This is a genomic window from Pseudomonas songnenensis (assembly GCF_003696315.1).
Taxonomy (GTDB): domain Bacteria; phylum Pseudomonadota; class Gammaproteobacteria; order Pseudomonadales; family Pseudomonadaceae; genus Stutzerimonas; species Stutzerimonas songnenensis.
In genome coordinates this window covers 182,180-197,961 of sequence record NZ_RFFN01000001.1, presented here as the reverse complement: position 1 = coordinate 197,961, position 15,782 = coordinate 182,180, and the positions used below count along the sequence as shown (strand labels likewise).

The window sequence follows — 15,782 nt, the reverse complement described above, 5'->3', positions numbered from 1 at the left end:
TAACCTCTGCATGAACCCGACAGCTTGGACAGGAGACTTGCACTGGACGTTTCCAGCATTGAAGATCCCTTTCACATGCATAGCTGGATGTATCCGTGACAGCCCTTCTGCTGGCCCTCTGGCCCCTCTTCGCTCTTATCGTTGCCGGCTATTTTCTGCGCTTGCGTGCCTTTCCCAGCGTGGAGTTCTGGCCAGGCGCCGAACGCATCAACTACTTCGTCCTGTTTCCAGCGCTGCTGTTCAGCAGCCTGGCCACCGCGCCGCTGGACAACCCTGCCCTGCCGCAGCTGGCCGGCGCGGTGATGCTCGGCCTTGGCCTCGCGTGGATCGCCCTGCTGCTGATGAAGCGCCTGCGCGGCTGGTCCGCTGGCCGCTTCGGCGCAATCACCCAGGGCGTGCTGCGTTTCAACACCTACCTCGGGCTGGCGGCGGTCGGCAGCCTGTTCGGCAAGGAAGGCCTGGCACTGGCCGCACTGATGCTGGCCTTGATGGTGCCCACGGTAAATGTCATGTCGGTCTGGGCGCTGACCGCCGAACGCGGCGTCAGCGTGCGTGGGTTGCTGCTGCCGATCGCGAAGAACCCGCTGATCCTGGCCTGCCTGACCGGCGCGCTGGTGAACCTGTCCGGGCTGGGATTGCCGGGCGGCACCGAGCGACTCCTCGGCCTGCTGGCCGCAGCCAGCCTGCCACTGGGCCTGCTCTGCGTCGGCGCGGCGCTCAAGCCGCAGGAACTGGGCGGGGAAATCCCGGCGCTGGGCTGGAACTGCGCGGTACGTCTGCTCGCCGTGCCACTGCTGGCCTACGCTGTGGCGCGGGTACTCGGCTTGCCACCAATGGAAACGACCATCCTGGTGCTGTTCTTTGCCCTGCCCACCGCCCCTACTGCCTATGTGCTCACCCGCCAGCTCGGCGGCGACAGTCATCTGATGGCCGGCATCATCACCTTGCAGACCCTGCTGGCCGCGGCCAGCCTGCCGCTGGTGCTCACCCTGCTGAACGGCTGATCAGCGCGCGACCTGTCCACGCAACAGACGCAGCAGCATCAGCGCCAGGCCGATGCCCAGCGCAGCAAGCACCAGCAGCGGCCCCAGATAACCGAGGACGTCCTGCAGCCAGCCGAGCAGCAGGTGCAGCCACTCGGTGTGCAGCGAGGCCTCGGCAGCGACGTAACCACCCTGCTCCCAAATCTGATATGCCGCGTGCAGCGGGATCAGCGTCAGCGGCAGCAGGATCAGGCACAGCCAGTAGCCACTGCGCCGGTAGGCGCCCAGCAGTCCCCAGGGCAGGTAGGCGGCGCGGATAAGCTGGAAGAAGCAGACGATGTAATAGACCACCAGCAGCAGCGCGAAGCCGCTGGCCAGCGAGGGCTCGAGCCACACCGCGCGCAGCGCCGCGGTGCTGATCGTCAGGCTGAGCAGGCCCCATAGCAGAAGGAAGAAGGTTCTCATCGCAAGTCCCGGTCGGCTTTTGGCGAACGCGCATCGGAACAGAATTCCTTGCGCCATACCCACAACCGCTTCACGAAACAGGTGGCGATGCGCCGCGAACGTGCCGGCTTCGAGCAGCAGTGCACGCTCAGAACAGGCTGAGCTGATCACCTTGGGGGTCGGCCGGCCTGGCGCTGGGTAACGTCTCGCTGGCGCGGCTGGTGCCCTCAGGTAGTGCAAGCCGCTCGGCCAGTCCGGCGGCGCGCTCGGCACGGGTGCTGACCGCTTCGGCCAGCCGTGCCGGCAGCGCCCAGATCTCCACCCGGCGCTTGGCACGGGTGATGCCGGTGTAGCACAGCGCGCGGGTCAGCAGCGGGCTCGGCTGATCCGGCAAGGCCAGCAGCACCTCGGTGAATTCCGAGCCCTGGCTCTTGTGCACGGTCATGGCGAAGGCGCTGTCATGGCTTGGCAACCGCGCCGGGGCGAAGCCGCGATAGCCCTCATCCCCTTCGAAGAACACCCGCAGGCCCTGCTCGGTTTTCAGGCACAGGCCGATATCGCCGTTGAACAGCCCCAGCGCGTAGTCGTTCTGCCGGACCATCACCGCACGGCCGGGATACCAGCGCTCGCGGGCCGGCACGCCGAGGCGACGCCTGAAGCGTGTTTCCAGCGCCTCGTTGATGCCGGTCACGCCGAACGGACCCTCGCGTTGCGCAGTCAGCGCCCGGAAACCGTTGAAGGCCTCGAACGCCGCGCCTGGATCGCCCTGCCGCGCGGCCTGCAGATAGGGCGCGTAGCCCTGCTCCAGCCGCTCGATCAAGGCGGTCGCGCTGGGCGCCGCGTTCCAGGCGAGATCCGCACGACCTTCCTGCAGCAGCGCGACGGTGCCCCTGGCATCGCCGGCGTTGATCCGCCGCGCCAGCTCGCCGATGCCGCTGTCGCCGGCGAAGCGATGGCTGTGGGTGAGCAGCACCACCGCATCGCCGAGGCGCGAGCGCGGCATCTCGACCGGCACGGGCTGGCCGGTGATGCGCTCCAGCTCGCTTGCCGCCCGGGCATCGAAACCGCGGCCTTCGCAGAGTTCGGCGAACACCGCGCCGGCCTCCACGGCGGCCAGCTGATCCTTGTCGCCGAGCAGGATCAGCCGCGCCTTCGGCGGCAGCGCGGCGACCAGCTTGGCCATCAGCGCCAGGTCGACCATCGACGCCTCGTCCACCACCAGCACGTCCAGCGCCAGCGGGTTGGCCGCGTCATGGCGCACACGCGGACTGTCGCCGCGGCTGCCGAGCAGGCGGTGCAGGGTCCGCGCCTCGTCCGGCAGGGCCTCTTTCACCGCATCGCTGACCGGCAGCTCGGCCTTGGCGTTGCGGATCGCTTCGGCCATGCGCGCGGCGGCCTTGCCGGTGGGTGCAGCGAGGCCGATGGCCAGACGTTCGCCGCCGGGCTGCTCGAGCAGCGCCGCCAAGAGGCGCACCACGGTGGTGGTCTTGCCGGTGCCGGGCCCGCCGGAAATCACCGCCAGGCGCCGGCGTACCGCCTGCGCAGCGGCCAGGCGCTGCCAGTCGGGACGCTGCTGGTTGAAGGCGAACAGCCGCGCCAGGCTCTCGGCGAGCCGGACTTCGTCCACCTCGGGCGCATCGCCGGCGCGGGCCAGCAGCTGTTCGGCCAGCTGCTGTTCGTAGGCCTGGTAGCGGGCCAGGTAGAGACGCTCGCCGACCAGGGTCAGCGGCGCATAGTCGTCTGGTGTCCCGACCAACAAAGAGGCTTCGAGCTGTGCGCGCCAGACGGACAGCGCCGGCAGGCTGAGATCGACATCGGGCCAGGGCCGCCTGCCAGCCAGGCGCGCCAGCGGCAGACAGACGTCACCCGACGCCAGCGCCTCGCAGCACAGCGCGGCGGCGAGCAGCACCGCTTCGGGCGCCTGCGGTTCCAGGCGCTGCAGGCTGGCGACAAAGGCGCGCTCCAGCGGGGCGAGGGGCAGATCGGCAAGGGTCATATATCGCTCCTGGTCGGCAGGTAAGCGCTGCCACGCCCATTCTCGCGGCCAAGACCGCCAAAGCGCACCATCACCGTCCCTCCTCGAACAGTCGATCCAGCGCATCGAGCAGCGCATCGTCCGGCCGCGCGAAGTAAACGCCGGCCTCGGGCATGCCGCGCAGGAACAGGTAGAAGGCGCCGCCCAGCTGCTCGTCGCGAAAATCCGCCAGGCGCTGGCGCAGGAAGCGGCGCAGCGCCACCAGGTAGATCAGGTATTGCAGGTAGTAGTGCTCGCCCGCCAGCGCCTGCAGCAGCCGCTCGCCGCCGTAGTAGCTGGCGTCCGGGCCGAGCCAGTTGGACTTGTAATCGGCGATGTACCAGCGGCCGCCGTGCTCGAAGGTCAGGTCGATAAAGCCCTTGAGAAAGCCCTTGAGGCTGTCGAATTCCAGCCGCGCTGCGGCCTCGCGCAGCGGTGCGGCCAGCCCGTTGGCCGGGTCGGTCAGCAAGGCGCGCAGGCGCGCCACGTCCAGATCCCGCACCGGGAAGGTAAAGCCCAGTTCCGGCAGGCGTCTGGCCGATTGCAGCGCGGCGAGGGTGAGGCCGGCGCCATCCATATCGGTTTCCAGCACCTTTTGCAGATGCGCCGTGGCGATCTCCTTCCATTCCAGCGGCAGGCCGTAGGCCTTGAGCGCCGGCTCGACCAGCGCATCCAGCTCGCCCTTGCCCCGCGCCCAGTCCTCGAGGATGGCATGCAGACAGGTACCGGCCCGAGCGCCGCGTGGGAAGGCGAAGAAGCCGCTGCCCGGCTCGCCGGCATCGGGCATCGCCAGGGCGTCGCGGTCCGGCGCTTCCATGTGCATGCCGGCGGCGAGGCCGGAGAAGCTGCCGATGCGCCAGGCGCTGTAGAGGCTGCGGTTGAGCTGCGCCAGGTGCTCGGGCGGCGCTGCGCGGCCGCTGCCCTGGGTGCTGGCCTCACGCGACTCGAGCGGCAGGCAGGCCATGCGCCCGTCGCTCGTGGCGACCAGGCGCTCGATGGCCAGGCGCAGGCTTCCGCCATTGAGGTCCGCCAGATGATTGCCCAGCTCGCTCAAGGGGTGCTCGCCAGGGAGATCCCGGCCGTGCAGCAGCCAGGCCAGCGCGCTGCTGTGCAGGCCTTCATCGGCCAGGCTGCCGTCCTTCTTCGGCTTGCACAGGTTGACCGGCCCCCAATGCAGCCAGAGCCGGTCACGGGCGCGGGTCAGCGCAACGTAGGCCAGCCGCAGCTGTTCGGCGAACACCTCCTGACGGGCGCGTTCGAGATTGTCCTCCAGCTCGCCGCTGCCCAGGTCCAGCAGCGGCTGGCCATCGGCATCGTGACAACGGGCACTGTCGCGGTTCTTGCCGAGCAGCTTGCCATCCCAGAGGAAAGGGCAGAACACCAGCGGGTATTCCAGCCCCTTGCTGGTGTGGATGGTGACGATCTGCACCCGTTCGGCATCGCTTTCCAGGCGCAGCAGCGCTTCCTCACCGGCGCCTTCGCTGCCGCGCTGGGCATTGAACCAGGCAAGCAGCGGCTCGAGCCCGGGACGCAGCAGGCTCTCGGCCTGCAGCAACTCACCCAGATGCAGCAGGTTGGTCAACCGCCGTTCGCCATCCACCCGCGCCAGCAGGCGTTCGGCCACCGCCTGCTCGTCGAGCCAGGCGCGGAACACGCGCATGAAGCCCTGCTGTTGCCAGAGCTGGTGATAGCGCTCGGCGGCTTCGCGCTCGGCGTCCCATTCATGCTGGTCATCCTGGCAGCGGGCGAGATCGGCGGCGCTGCGACCCAGCAGGCGCGTCGCCAGGGCATGCCGCAGCAGACCCTCGCGTCCCGGCTCGGCATAGGCGGCGAGCACCGCGGCCAGTTCGGCGGCCTCCTCGCTGCGCCAGACGCTGTCGCGCCCGCGACGCACGCTGGGCACGCCACGCGCGGCCAGCTCGTCGGCGATCATCCCGGCCTGGCGGTGATTGGCCACCAGCACGGCGATATCGCCGCCCTTGAGTGGGGTGAACCGGTCGCCCTGCTCGAAGCCGGCGCGGCCCTCGGCGGCGCCAGCCAGCTGCACGGCGATGCGTCGCGCCGTGTCGCTCGCCGCCAGTTGTGCGGCCTCGCCCTTGCCCAGCGGATCGTCGCCGAGCCAGACCAGCGACAGCGGCGCCGCCCCGCCTTCCTCCAGCAGCCGCAGGCGAGCGCGCGGCTTGTCGGCCGCGCCTACCGCTGGATAACGCAGGTCGGGTTGGGCGAACGGCTGCGGATGGTCGAACAGCTGGTTGAGCGCGGCGATCAGCTCGGGCGTCGAGCGGTAGTTGGTCGGCAGGTTGAAGGGCTCGCGATCGGCCTGTTGCTTGGCCGTCATGTAAGTGGCCAGGTCCGCGCCGCGAAAGGCGTAGATCGCCTGCTTGGGGTCGCCGACGAAGCACAGCGAGGCATCACGGCCCTTGGCGTAGATGCGGTCGAAGATGGCGTACTGGATCGGGTCGGTGTCCTGGAACTCGTCGATCAGCGCCAGCGGATAGGTGGCGCGCAGCGAGGCCGCCAGGTCCTTGCCGACCGGCCCCCGCAGCGCCTGATCCAGACGATTGAGCAGGTCGTCGAAGGCCAGCAGCCGCTGCGCCGCCTTGCGCTCGGGCAGCTCGCGATCGAGCCGCTCGAGCAGCGCGACCTGCAGCGCGATCAACCGCTGCTTGCCGGCCGGCAGTGCCTCGGCGACCTGATCCGCCAGTTCATCCAGCGCATGGGCCAGCTCGCACACCGGCGCGTCATGGCCCTTCTTGCAGGCCTTGCTCAGTGCACGGACGCCGAACTTCGCCGCACCCTCGGGGAGGTCGAACATTGTCGCCGGATCGGCGAAATACGCATCCAGTTCCGCCTGCCAAGAGGAAAACTTGATGCTCTTGTGGGTGCTCTGACTGAGGCCGCCGTGGCCCGAAAGCGCTGCGACCCAGGAAGCGCCCGCTTCCTGCCAGAGCGCCGCGGCACGCTGCCAGGCCGCCTCGACCGGGCGCAGATCGGCCGCCACCACGCCTCCCTGCGGCTCGACGCGCAGATAGGGCTTGCCCAGATGACTGCGCAGCCGCTGGCGCAGCCACACGGGTGTGATCCGGCTCTTGGCGAGGAAACGCGCCCAGGCCGGGTCGGCATCGGCCAGCTCGCTGCGCCAGGCATCGGCGAGCAGCGCGTCGATGATCTCGCGGTCATCGGCGGTCAGCTCGCTGTCGAAGTCGCCGCCGGCCTCGAAGGCGGCGTCCTGCAGGGCGCGCTGGCAGAAGCCGTGGATGGTGAAGATCGCCGCCTCGTCGAAACCGTGCACGGCGAGCAGCAGGCGCCGCCGCGAGGCTTCGTCCGGGTAGCGGGCGTGCAGGCGATTGAGGAAGTCATCGCTGCTCGGCGTGCCGTCATAAACCGCCAGCAGATCGGCCAGTCGCGCGCGGATGCGCTCGCGCAGCTCGGCGGTGGCGGCGGTGGTGTAGGTGACCACCAGAATCTGCCCTACGGACAACTGCCGCTCCAGCAGCAGACGCGCATAGAGCGCGGTGAGCGTCCAGGTCTTGCCGGTGCCGGCGCTGGCTTCGATCAGCGAGCGGCCGTCGAAGGGGGAGTCGAGGAGGTCGAGTTTCATTCTTCCTGCTCCTCATCGGCCAGGGCATCCAGGGCTGGGCCGATCAGCTGTTCGGCCAGGGTTTCGAAACGCTCGTCCAGCGGATCGCGATCGCGGAAGGCCAAGGCGTTCCAGGGGTCTTCGGCCTCGGCGGCGATGGGACTGAACTCGGCGCCGAGCCAGGCCTCTCGGGCGCGCTTGCGGGCGCAGTCGAGCGGTTCACTGCCGCGGGCCGGCTTGCGATAGCCCTTGGCGAAGGCATGGCTGCTACGCGGCAGCAACGGCAGCGGCTCGCGGATCGCGCTGCGGTAGGCCACCAGCCAGGGCTCCAGCAGCTCGGCGGCATTGGCCAGCGGCCCCAGCTGCCAATCACCGGCCGGCGAAAGCATCAGGCTGTGGCGCTCGATGCCGGGCGTGGCGCACAGGTTGAGCAGCAGGTGGCGTAGCCAGAACGGCGGCAGGTCCCATTCGCCGAGGCGGCCGAGCTTCCAGCCGAACAGCCCGCCCGGCGTCACGCCGTCGAGCCAGCCATGTATGCGCACGCCGGCCAGGGTAATGTCCACCGGCAGCGGCTCGGGCACGGCGTCCGGGCGCAGTTCGAACAGCCGCGGTGCAAAGGCACGCACAGGTCCGCGCAGTTTGCCCCACAGCGCCTGGCCCAGCTCGCCGGTGGGCAGCCAGCCCGCCGCGCAGGCCATGCGCCGCTCCTCCTCGTCGCTCCAGCCCTGTTCCATCGCTTGCAGCGACAGGCGGCGCAGGCCGTTCCAGGCCGGCATTTCCAGATCGAACGGCTCATCACTGGCAAGCGATTCCTGATCATCGGCCAGGCGCAGACCGAGGCGCTGTTCGAGCAGGAAGCGCGCCGGGTGGCGGAAGCACTGCAGCAGCTGCGACGGCTCGATAGTCAGCCAGGCCTCATCGGGTTCGGCAAGCAGACTGGCGAAGGGTTGCGCCTGCGCCTGTGGTGGCTCGGCCAGGCGCTGGGCGGCGCGGAACCAGGGCAGCGAATAGCCGGCACAGGGCGCTTCGCCGAAATTACGCGGCGAGAACGGCTGCAGCGGATGCGCGATGAGGATCTTCTGGCTGACCGGCCGCGCCCCGTCGGCCGGCACGGCAGTCATGGCCACTGCCTCGAGCACCTCGCTGAGCAGCACCGAGGGCGGCAGCACGGCGTTGTCGCGCGGGTCACGGCCGACATAGGACAGGTACAGCGCCTGGCGCGCCGAGAGCAGCGTCTCCAGCAGCAGGTAGCGGTCGTCGAGGCGCCGCGCCCGGTCGCCACGGCGCGGATGCCGGCCGATCAGGTCGAAGCCCGACGGCGGCGTGCGCCGCGGGAAGGCGCCATCGTCCAGGCCGAGCAGGCAGACCACGCGGAACGGCAGGCTGCGCATCGGCACCATGGTGCAGAAGGTCACCGCGCCGGTGAGAAAGCCCGAAGCGCCGCCGCCCTGCTGCAGCGCGGCGCTGAGCTGCTGGTGCACCAGTTCCAGCTCGATGGGCCGGGTGAGGTCGGCGGCCTGGGCCTGATCGCGCAGGGCGGCGCAGGCCTGGGAGAGCAGCAGCAGCGTCTCGCCGGCCTCGCGCTCGTCGAACAGCGTATCGATCAGCACTTGCAGGTCATCCGCCCACTCGGCCAGCGGGCGCGGCCTAGCCAGTTGATCGGCCAGGCTGCCGAGTCGCTCGACGAAGTCCACCAATCGCCCGAGCAACTGCCCGCGCGCGCCTTCCAGCGCATCCAGCGGCCAGTGCTCGCCAAGCAAGGGCGCGCGGTCGCCGGCCAGCTGCGGCGGTGCAGCGAAGCCCAGCAGCAGGCGGTCCAGCCCCTGGCGCCAGGTAAAGGCCGGCTCGGCCGGCAGGCCCAGCCGTGCGCGCTGCTCGCCATCGCGGCCCCAGCGCACGCCGGCCTCGCGCAGCCAGTCGCGCAGCAGCGGCAGGTCTTCGCTTTCGATGCCGGCGCGGCGGGCGATGGCCGGCTGCTCCAGCCAGGCGAGGATTTCCTCGGCTGCGAAACGGCTCTGCGCCAGCAACAGCAGTTCGAGAAAGGCCTCGATCAACGGTACCTCGGCGCGCAGGCTGCGGTCGGCGAGGCTGTAGGGAATCCGCGGGCTGCCCTCGCGCGGGGCGAACACCGCCTCGATGAAGGGCGCATAACGTTCGATGTCGGGGGTCAGCACCACCACCTGGTCCGGCGTCAGCGCCGGGTCGGCGGCGAAGCGCGCCAGCAGCTGGTCATGGAGGATTTCCACCTCGCGCAGCGGCGAGTGGGCGATATGCACCTCCAGCGAACGGTCGTTCTCGGCCAGGGTGATCCGCTCATCGGGCAGGCGGGTGCGCAGGCGCAGGATGTCGTTCTGCAAGGCATGCAGCAGGCTGTCGTCGTGCAGGTCCTCGTCTTCGGAATACAGGCCGAATTCCTGACTGCCTTCGCTGGCGGTGAGGCTGAACAGCGAGTCGAAAAAGTCGCGGCCCTGCTTGCCGAGACTGGCCAGCAGCGGATGGCCGACGTCCAGATACCAGTCATCGACACCGCTCTGCGGTTGCCTGGCCAGCTCGCGGATATCGCGAATCTCGCCCCAGGCCTCGCGGCTCGGGTTGAGTGCGCAGACCACCACGTCGATATGCCGCGCCAGGCCATCGAGCACGCGCAGGTGGTGCGGCGGCAGGCTGCTGATGCCGAACACCAGCAGGCGCTCGGGGAGGCCCGGCAGCGGCTCGTCGCGGTACAGGCGCTGCAGCAGGTCGCCGAGCAGGCGCGCGCGGTGCGGGTGGCCGTCCTTGGTCAGTTCGCGCCAGAGCAGCGCCTGCCAGGCTTCGTCGGGACCGAGATCGAGGGTTTCGCCACGCTCCCAGGCCGCCAGCCAGTCGTCGCGATAGAGCAGGTACTGGTCGAAGACGTCGGCGATCTTGGCCGCCAATGACAGCCGCCGGCGCTCATCGCCGCCATCGAGGTACTGCGCCAGACGCGGCGCCAGCTCGAGATTGGCCGGCTCGCAGAGCCAGCCGTAGAGGCGCCAGGTCAGGGTGGTCGGGGAGAACGCCGACTGCTCGGGCAGGCTGCCCAGTACCGTGCGGCTCAGGTCCCAGACGAACTTGGCCGGCAGCTGAATCTCCAGCTGCATGGCGATGCCCTGCTTGCGCGCCAGCTCCAGCGTCAGCCAGCGACCCATGCCCTGGCTCGGCACCACCACCAGCGCCGGGGCGAAGGGGTCGGCGAGCGGCTGGGCGAGCAGGCGTGTGGCCAGTTCGCCGAGGGTTTCCAGATCAGGGGCGTGGTAGAGGCTGAGCATGAGTGCACCGCGTGAACAGAAGTCGCTAGGTTACAGGCCGCCCCGCAGGGGAGCGAGCCGGCGATTTCAGCTTGCACCCGCCATGCGACAACTCGTGTCGCCGTACATCTCCTCCTTTCGCCCTGCCCTTTTGCTTCTCTCGACCAATATCAATTACGCCGCGGCTGCCTAGCATGGGGATACGGGGCGGCCGCTTAGTCGCCCGCCATCAGGTCAGGAGTCGTTCATGAACCGGAACCGCAAGAAGCTGCTCGCCCTCTCTCTATCTGCCACGCTGGGCGCCGTGCCGCTGCTGCTGCACGCACAGGAACCGGCCCAGCAGCGGACGCTGGGCTCGGTGGAGCGCAGCCACGCCAGCCAGGCCCGCGCCCTGCTCGACCAGGCCGTGCTGACCTTCCAGGCCAAGGGCCCGGAGCAGGCGCTGGCCGCCTTCAACGACCGCAGCGGCGAATTCGTCCACGGCCAGTACTACATCTTCGTGCTCGGTGAGGACGGCACCATGCAGGCCAGCAGCGGCCCGTCGGCCAGCCTGGTCGGACTGAACGTCGCAGACCTCAAGGACGCCTCCGGGAAATCATTCATCCGCGAAATCCTCGACAAGTCGGCCAAGCAGGACAGCGGCGACGTCGAGTACAAGTGGCTCAACCCCGCCGACAACAAGGTCGAGAACAAGATCAGCCAGTTCCGCAAGATCGGCGACCATGTGCTCTGCGTCGGCTATTACATCCCCCGCGCCACCGCCGAGCATGCCAAGGCGCTGCTCGACCGCGCCGTGCAGCAGGTCAGGGACAAGGGTGCCGAGGCCGCCTTCCGCAGCTTCAACGACCCGCGCGGCGGCTTCGTCTTCCAGGACGAGTACGTCTTCGTCATCGGCCTGGACGACGGTCGCTACCGCGCCAGCGGCAGCTCGCCGAACCTGGTGGGCGTCGATGTGCGCAACGTCAACGATGCCGCCGGCAAGCCGCTGTTCAAGGAGATGATCGAACTGGCACGCAAGCAGGGTTCGGGCACGGTGGATTACGTCTGGCGCAACCCGGCGACCAATGCGGTCGAGCAGAAGCACACGCTGATCCAGCGGGTCGACGACGTGCTGCTGGGTGTGGGCTACTACACCCGCCCCTGAGGCGTTCGCGGGGTTTGTGACGGTTCGGTGAACGGGGCCGGCGGGCCAGGGTCAATCGATTATCCCCGGTGCAGATCTGCGTCTTCATGACGCGGGCTGTCGTCGTTGCCGCGCGCCGGGGCAGGAGCCCGAACCATGCTGACCCTGCTGCACCTGCTGTCGTCCATTGCCCTGCTGGTCTGGGGTACGCACATCGTGCGCACCGGGATCATGCGGGTGTATGGCTCGCACCTGCGGCGCATGCTCGGCCAGAGCATGGGCAACGCGCCGCTGGCCTTCGGCGCCGGCATCGGCGTCACCGCGCTGGTGCAGAGCAGCAATGCCACCGCGCTGCTGGCCATTTCCTTTGTCGCTCAGGGTCTAATGGCGCTGCCCACGGCACTGGCGATCATGCTTGGCGCGGACGTCGGTACCGCGCTGATGGCGCGGGTGCTGACCCTCGACCTGTCCTGGCTGTCGCCGCTGCTGACGCTGGTCGGTGTCAGCCTGTTCCTCTCGCGCAAGCAGAGCCGCACCGGCCAGATCGGCCGCGTGCTGATCGGCCTCGGCCTGATCATCCTCGCCCTGCAGCTGATCGTGCACGCCGCCGAGCCGATCACCGAGGCGCGCGGCATGCAGGTGCTGTTCTCTTCGCTCGCCGGCGACACCCTGCTGGCGGTGCTGGTGGGTGCGCTGTTCGCCGTCCTGTCGTATTCCAGCCTGGCGGCGGTGCTGCTGACCTCGACGCTGGCCGGCGCCGGCCTGATCAGCCTGCCGGTGGCACTCGGCCTGGTGATCGGCGCCAACATCGGCAGCGGCCTGCTCGCCTGGTTCAACGCCAGCCTGCAGCCGGCCTCGGCGCGGCGGGTGGCACTGGGCAACCTGCTGTACAAGCTCGCCGGCCTCATCGTGCTGCCTTTCCTCGTACCGCTGGTGGCCTGGATGGACACCCTCGGCTACAGCGCGCAGACCCAGGTGATCGGCTTCCACCTGGTCTACAACAGCCTGCGCTGCCTGCTCCTGCTGCCCACCGTGCACCCCATGAGCCGGCTGTGCGAGCGCCTGCTGCCCGAGCGCCAGCTGGACAACGGCGTGGCGCAGCCGCGGCACCTCGACCCGGCGGCGCTGGACACACCGAGCCTGGCGCTGGCCAATGCAGTGCGCGAGACCCTGCGCATCGGCGACATGGTGGAGCTGATGCTGGCGCGCCTGCTGGAAGTGCTGCGCGAGGACCGTGCCGAACCGGGCGAGGAGATCCGCCGCCTGGACGACGACGTCGATGCGCTCTACAGCGGGGTCAAGCTCTACCTGGCGCAGATGCCCCGCGAGGACCTGGCCGAGCAGGAAGGCCGGCGCTGGGCGGAGATCATCGAACTGGCGATCAATCTGGAGCAGGCCGGCGACATCATCGAGCACATGGCGAGCAAGGTGCAGAACCTCAAGACCGCCAAGCGCCGTTCCTTCTCCGACAGCGGGCTGGAGGAACTCGGTCAGCTGCACGCCCAGCTCAGCGCCAACCTGCGGCTGGGCCTGTCGGTATTCATCTCCGGCGACTCCCACGGTGCGCGCCAGCTTCTGCAGCAGAAGCGCCAGTTCCGCAAGCTGGAGCGCGAACTGGCCCATTCCCACGTGCAGCGCCTGCACCAGCAGGTGGTGGAAAGCATCGAGACCAGCGCGGCGCATCTGGAGCTGATTGCCGACATGAAACGGCTCAATTCGCTGTTCTGCAGCGCCGCCTATCCGGCTCTGGAAGGCCCGGGCAAGCCGCGCACTGCCGGCGACACCAACCGTGAGGTGCTGCCCAGCGAGCCGCACCTGCCGGGGCGTCCCGCCTAGCCTGCGCGGCGCTGCCAGAGGCGGAACAACGGCTCGGCGAGGAACATCACCAGAAACAGCCTGAGCACCTGCACCGCGGTAACCAGCGCCACCGACAGCTGCAGGGCTTCGGCGGTCAGGCACAGCTCGGTGATGCCGCCGGGCATCATGCCGAGCATCAGCGACACCTCGTCCAGCGCCGTCAGCCAGCCCAGTGCACCGCCCAGCGCGGCGGCGACCAGCATGGCCAGCAGGGTGAACAGCAGGATGCGCAGCAGGAAGGCCGGCGCACTGCGGAAGAACGGCCGGTCGAAATGACAGGCCAGCGAGCAGCCGATCAGCCACTGGCCGAGCGCGCCGGCCCAGCCCGGCAGGCCGATGTGCAGGTCGAACGCCACGCTGGCCAGAGCGCAGGCGGTCAGCGGGCCGAGCATCCAGGGGTTGGGCTGGCCGAGACGCTTCCAGAGCAGCGCCAGCAGGCCACCGGCCGGCAGCAGCACGGCGAGCCAGGGCCAGCTCACCGGGGCCGCGGGCGGCGCCGCGACGGTCGGCAACCCCCAGGTGAACAGCGCCGGCACGACCAGCACCACCAGCAGCAGGCGCAGGCTGTGCGCCGCCGCCACGCTGGCCGCCTCCGCCTGGTGCCGGTTGGCCAGCACCACCATCTCGCTGGCGCCCCCCGGCATGCTGGCGAAGAACGCGGTGGCACGGTCGCTGCCGCTGCGCAGCAGGATGAAGATGCCGATCAGCCCCAGCAGCAGGGTGCCGACAGCGCCGGCGAGGATCACGCCGAAGTGCGCCAGCACCTCGCGCATCACCTCACCGGTGAAATGCAGGCCGATGGCGCTGGCGATGATCCACTGCCCGACCTGCCGGCCGCGCGGCACTTCGCTCACCAGCCAGCCGCTGCAGCGCACGGCGATCACCGCCAGCAGCGAGCCGACCATCCACGGCAGCGGCCAGTTGGCCAGGCTCGCCAGCCAGCCGCCGAACGCACCGATCAGCGGCGTCGCCCACCAGGCCGGCAGCCGCTGGCGCATATCAGGCCTGTGCCTCGACCGCGTTGCCGCGACGGCGCTTGAGGTACCAGCGCAGCCCCGGCATGGCCAGCATCGCCACGGTCAGCGCCCACAGCGCCAGGGTGATCGGGCTGCCGTAAAGGATGCCCAGCTCGCCGTTGGAGATCGACAGCGCGCGGCGCAGGTTGTCTTCCATCATCTCGCCGAGGACGAAACCGAGGATCAGCGCTGACAGCGGGAAGTCCAGCTTGCGCAGCAGGTAGCCGAACACGCCGAGGCCGACCATCAGCACCAGGTCGAACACGGTGCTGTGCACCGAATACACACCGACCATGCTGATCACCGTGATCGTCGGTACCAGCACCCAGTTCGGCACGCTGAGCATGCGCGAGAACAGGCCGACCAGCGGGATGTTCATGATCAAGAGGATCACGTTGCCGATGAACAGCGAGGCGATCAGGCCCCAGACCACGTCCGGCTGCTGTTCGAACAGCAGCGGGCCCGGGGTGATGTTGTACAGCGTCAGTGCGCCGATCATCACCGCGGTGGTGCCCGAACCCGGCACGCCGAGGGTCAGCATGGGGATCAGCGAGCCGCAGGCCGAGGCGTTGTTCGCCGCTTCCGGTGCCGCCAGGCCGCGCAGGTCGCCGTCGCCGAAACGGCCCTTGTCGCCCGCCATGCGCTTCTCGCTCATGTAGGTCATGGCGCTGGCGATGGTCGCCCCGGCGCCCGGCAGGGTACCGATGACGAAGCCGGCCACGGCACTGCGCACCATGGTCCAGAAGGTCAGACAGAACTCCTTGAAGTTGAACAGCAGCCGGCCGCTGGCCTTGACCGCCTTCTGCCCGCTGTGGGTCTTTTCGAGCATCAGCAGGATCTCGCTGACGCTGAAGAAGCCGATCACCACGATGACGAACTGGATGCCGTCGGACAGGCTGACGCTGCCGAAGGTGAAGCGGTAGACGCCGGTGGTCGAGTCGACACCCACGGTGGCCAGCGCCAGGCCCATCAGCGCGGCCATCAGGGTCTTCACCGGTTTGTCGCCGACCATGCCGCCGAGGCAGGCGATGGCGAAGATCATCAGCACGAAGTATTCCGCCGGGCCGAAGGCCACCGCCCACTTGGCCAGCAGCGGAGCGAACAGCACCACGCCACAGGTGGCGATGATGCTGCCGACGAACGAGCTCACCGCCGACAGCGACAGGGCGATGCCAGCCTTGCCCTGACGGGCCAGCGGGTAGCCGTCGAGGGTGGTCATCACCGCCGCGGCGTCGCCCGGCACGTTGAGCAGGATGGCCGAAATGCGGCCGCCGTACTCGCAGCCGAGGTACACCGCAGCCAGCAGGATCAGTGCGGTCTCCGGCGGCAGACCGAGGGCAAAGGCCAGCGGCAAAAGCAGTGCGACGCCGTTGATCGGGCCGAGGCCCGGCAGCAGGCCGACGACGGTGCCGACGAAGGCGCCGAACAGCGCCACCAGCAGGTTGGTCGGCCGGGTGGCGACATCGAAGCCCTGCATCAAGAAATTCAGTGTTTCCATT

The 15,782-nt window shown here is 69.2% G+C and carries 9 protein-coding genes; 3 read left to right on the top strand and 6 right to left on the bottom strand.

The features are described from left to right. Positions 1 to 83: 83 nt before the first annotated feature. Positions 84 to 1,004, top strand: coding sequence for an AEC family transporter (locus EA798_RS00945; protein ID WP_167462881.1), 921 nt, complete (start codon positions 84 to 86; stop codon positions 1,002 to 1,004). Here EA798_RS00945 and EA798_RS00940 read toward each other — a convergent pair whose 3' ends face one another. From EA798_RS00940 to recC, 4 genes are all read right to left on the bottom strand, one after another. Then, the gene (locus tag EA798_RS00940; RefSeq protein ID WP_122098164.1) at positions 1,005 to 1,448 is read right to left on the bottom strand and encodes a hypothetical protein; all 444 of its coding nucleotides are present in this window, start codon (positions 1,446 to 1,448) and stop codon (positions 1,005 to 1,007) included. Between the two features lie 127 nt (positions 1,449 to 1,575). Then, positions 1,576 to 3,423: an exodeoxyribonuclease V subunit alpha gene (gene recD / locus EA798_RS00935; protein ID WP_122097748.1), complete on the bottom strand. Its 1,848-nt coding sequence runs from the start codon at positions 3,421 to 3,423 to the stop codon at positions 1,576 to 1,578. Between the two features lie 70 nt (positions 3,424 to 3,493). Further along, positions 3,494 to 7,042, bottom strand: coding sequence for an exodeoxyribonuclease V subunit beta (gene recB / locus EA798_RS00930; protein WP_122097747.1), 3,549 nt, complete (start codon positions 7,040 to 7,042; stop codon positions 3,494 to 3,496). Beyond that, a complete protein-coding gene (gene recC / locus EA798_RS00925) occupies positions 7,039 to 10,308 on the bottom strand; it encodes an exodeoxyribonuclease V subunit gamma (RefSeq protein ID WP_122097746.1) in 3,270 nt (1,089 codons plus the stop codon). Before recC ends, recB begins: the two co-directional genes overlap by 4 nt. Before the next feature lie 226 nt (positions 10,309 to 10,534). On the opposite strand from recC, the gene EA798_RS00920 reads away from it, so the two are divergent. Together EA798_RS00920 and EA798_RS00915 are read left to right on the top strand one after the other, a co-directional pair. Beyond that, complete coding sequence (locus EA798_RS00920; protein ID WP_122097745.1) at positions 10,535 to 11,431, top strand: cache domain-containing protein; 897 nt, start codon at positions 10,535 to 10,537, stop codon at positions 11,429 to 11,431. Between the two features lie 135 nt (positions 11,432 to 11,566). Further along, on the top strand, positions 11,567 to 13,246 hold the full coding sequence (locus tag EA798_RS00915; protein ID WP_122097744.1) for a Na/Pi cotransporter family protein: 1,680 nt from the start codon (positions 11,567 to 11,569) through the stop codon (positions 13,244 to 13,246). On the opposite strand, the gene EA798_RS00910 is transcribed toward EA798_RS00915, so the two are convergent. Beyond that, positions 13,243 to 14,265, bottom strand: a complete 1,023-nt coding sequence (locus EA798_RS00910) for an AbrB family transcriptional regulator (RefSeq protein WP_122097743.1) — start codon at positions 14,263 to 14,265, stop codon at positions 13,243 to 13,245. The two genes, EA798_RS00915 and EA798_RS00910, sit on opposite strands and share 4 nt — an antisense overlap. A 1-nt stretch (position 14,266) precedes the next feature. Beyond that, positions 14,267 to 15,781: a tripartite tricarboxylate transporter permease gene (locus tag EA798_RS00905; protein WP_122097742.1), complete on the bottom strand. Its 1,515-nt coding sequence runs from the start codon at positions 15,779 to 15,781 to the stop codon at positions 14,267 to 14,269. Position 15,782 lies beyond the last annotated feature (1 nt).

Bases quoted from the DNA above. Each gene is read 5' to 3' on its own strand.
- recD (WP_122097748.1), bottom strand. From the start codon at position 3,423: ATGACCCTTGCCGATCTGCCCCTCGCCCCGCTGGAGCGCGCCTTTGTC.
- EA798_RS00910 (WP_122097743.1), bottom strand. From the start codon at position 14,265: ATGCGCCAGCGGCTGCCGGCCTGGTGGGCGACGCCGCTGATCGGTGCG.
- EA798_RS00905 (WP_122097742.1), bottom strand. From the start codon at position 15,781: ATGGAAACACTGAATTTCTTGATGCAGGGCTTCGATGTCGCCACCCGG.
- EA798_RS00915 (WP_122097744.1), top strand. From the start codon at position 11,567: ATGCTGACCCTGCTGCACCTGCTGTCGTCCATTGCCCTGCTGGTCTGG.
- EA798_RS00920 (WP_122097745.1), top strand. From the start codon at position 10,535: ATGAACCGGAACCGCAAGAAGCTGCTCGCCCTCTCTCTATCTGCCACG.
- EA798_RS00940 (WP_122098164.1), bottom strand. From the start codon at position 1,448: ATGAGAACCTTCTTCCTTCTGCTATGGGGCCTGCTCAGCCTGACGATC.
- recB (WP_122097747.1), bottom strand. From the start codon at position 7,042: ATGAAACTCGACCTCCTCGACTCCCCCTTCGACGGCCGCTCGCTGATC.
- recC (WP_122097746.1), bottom strand. From the start codon at position 10,308: ATGCTCAGCCTCTACCACGCCCCTGATCTGGAAACCCTCGGCGAACTG.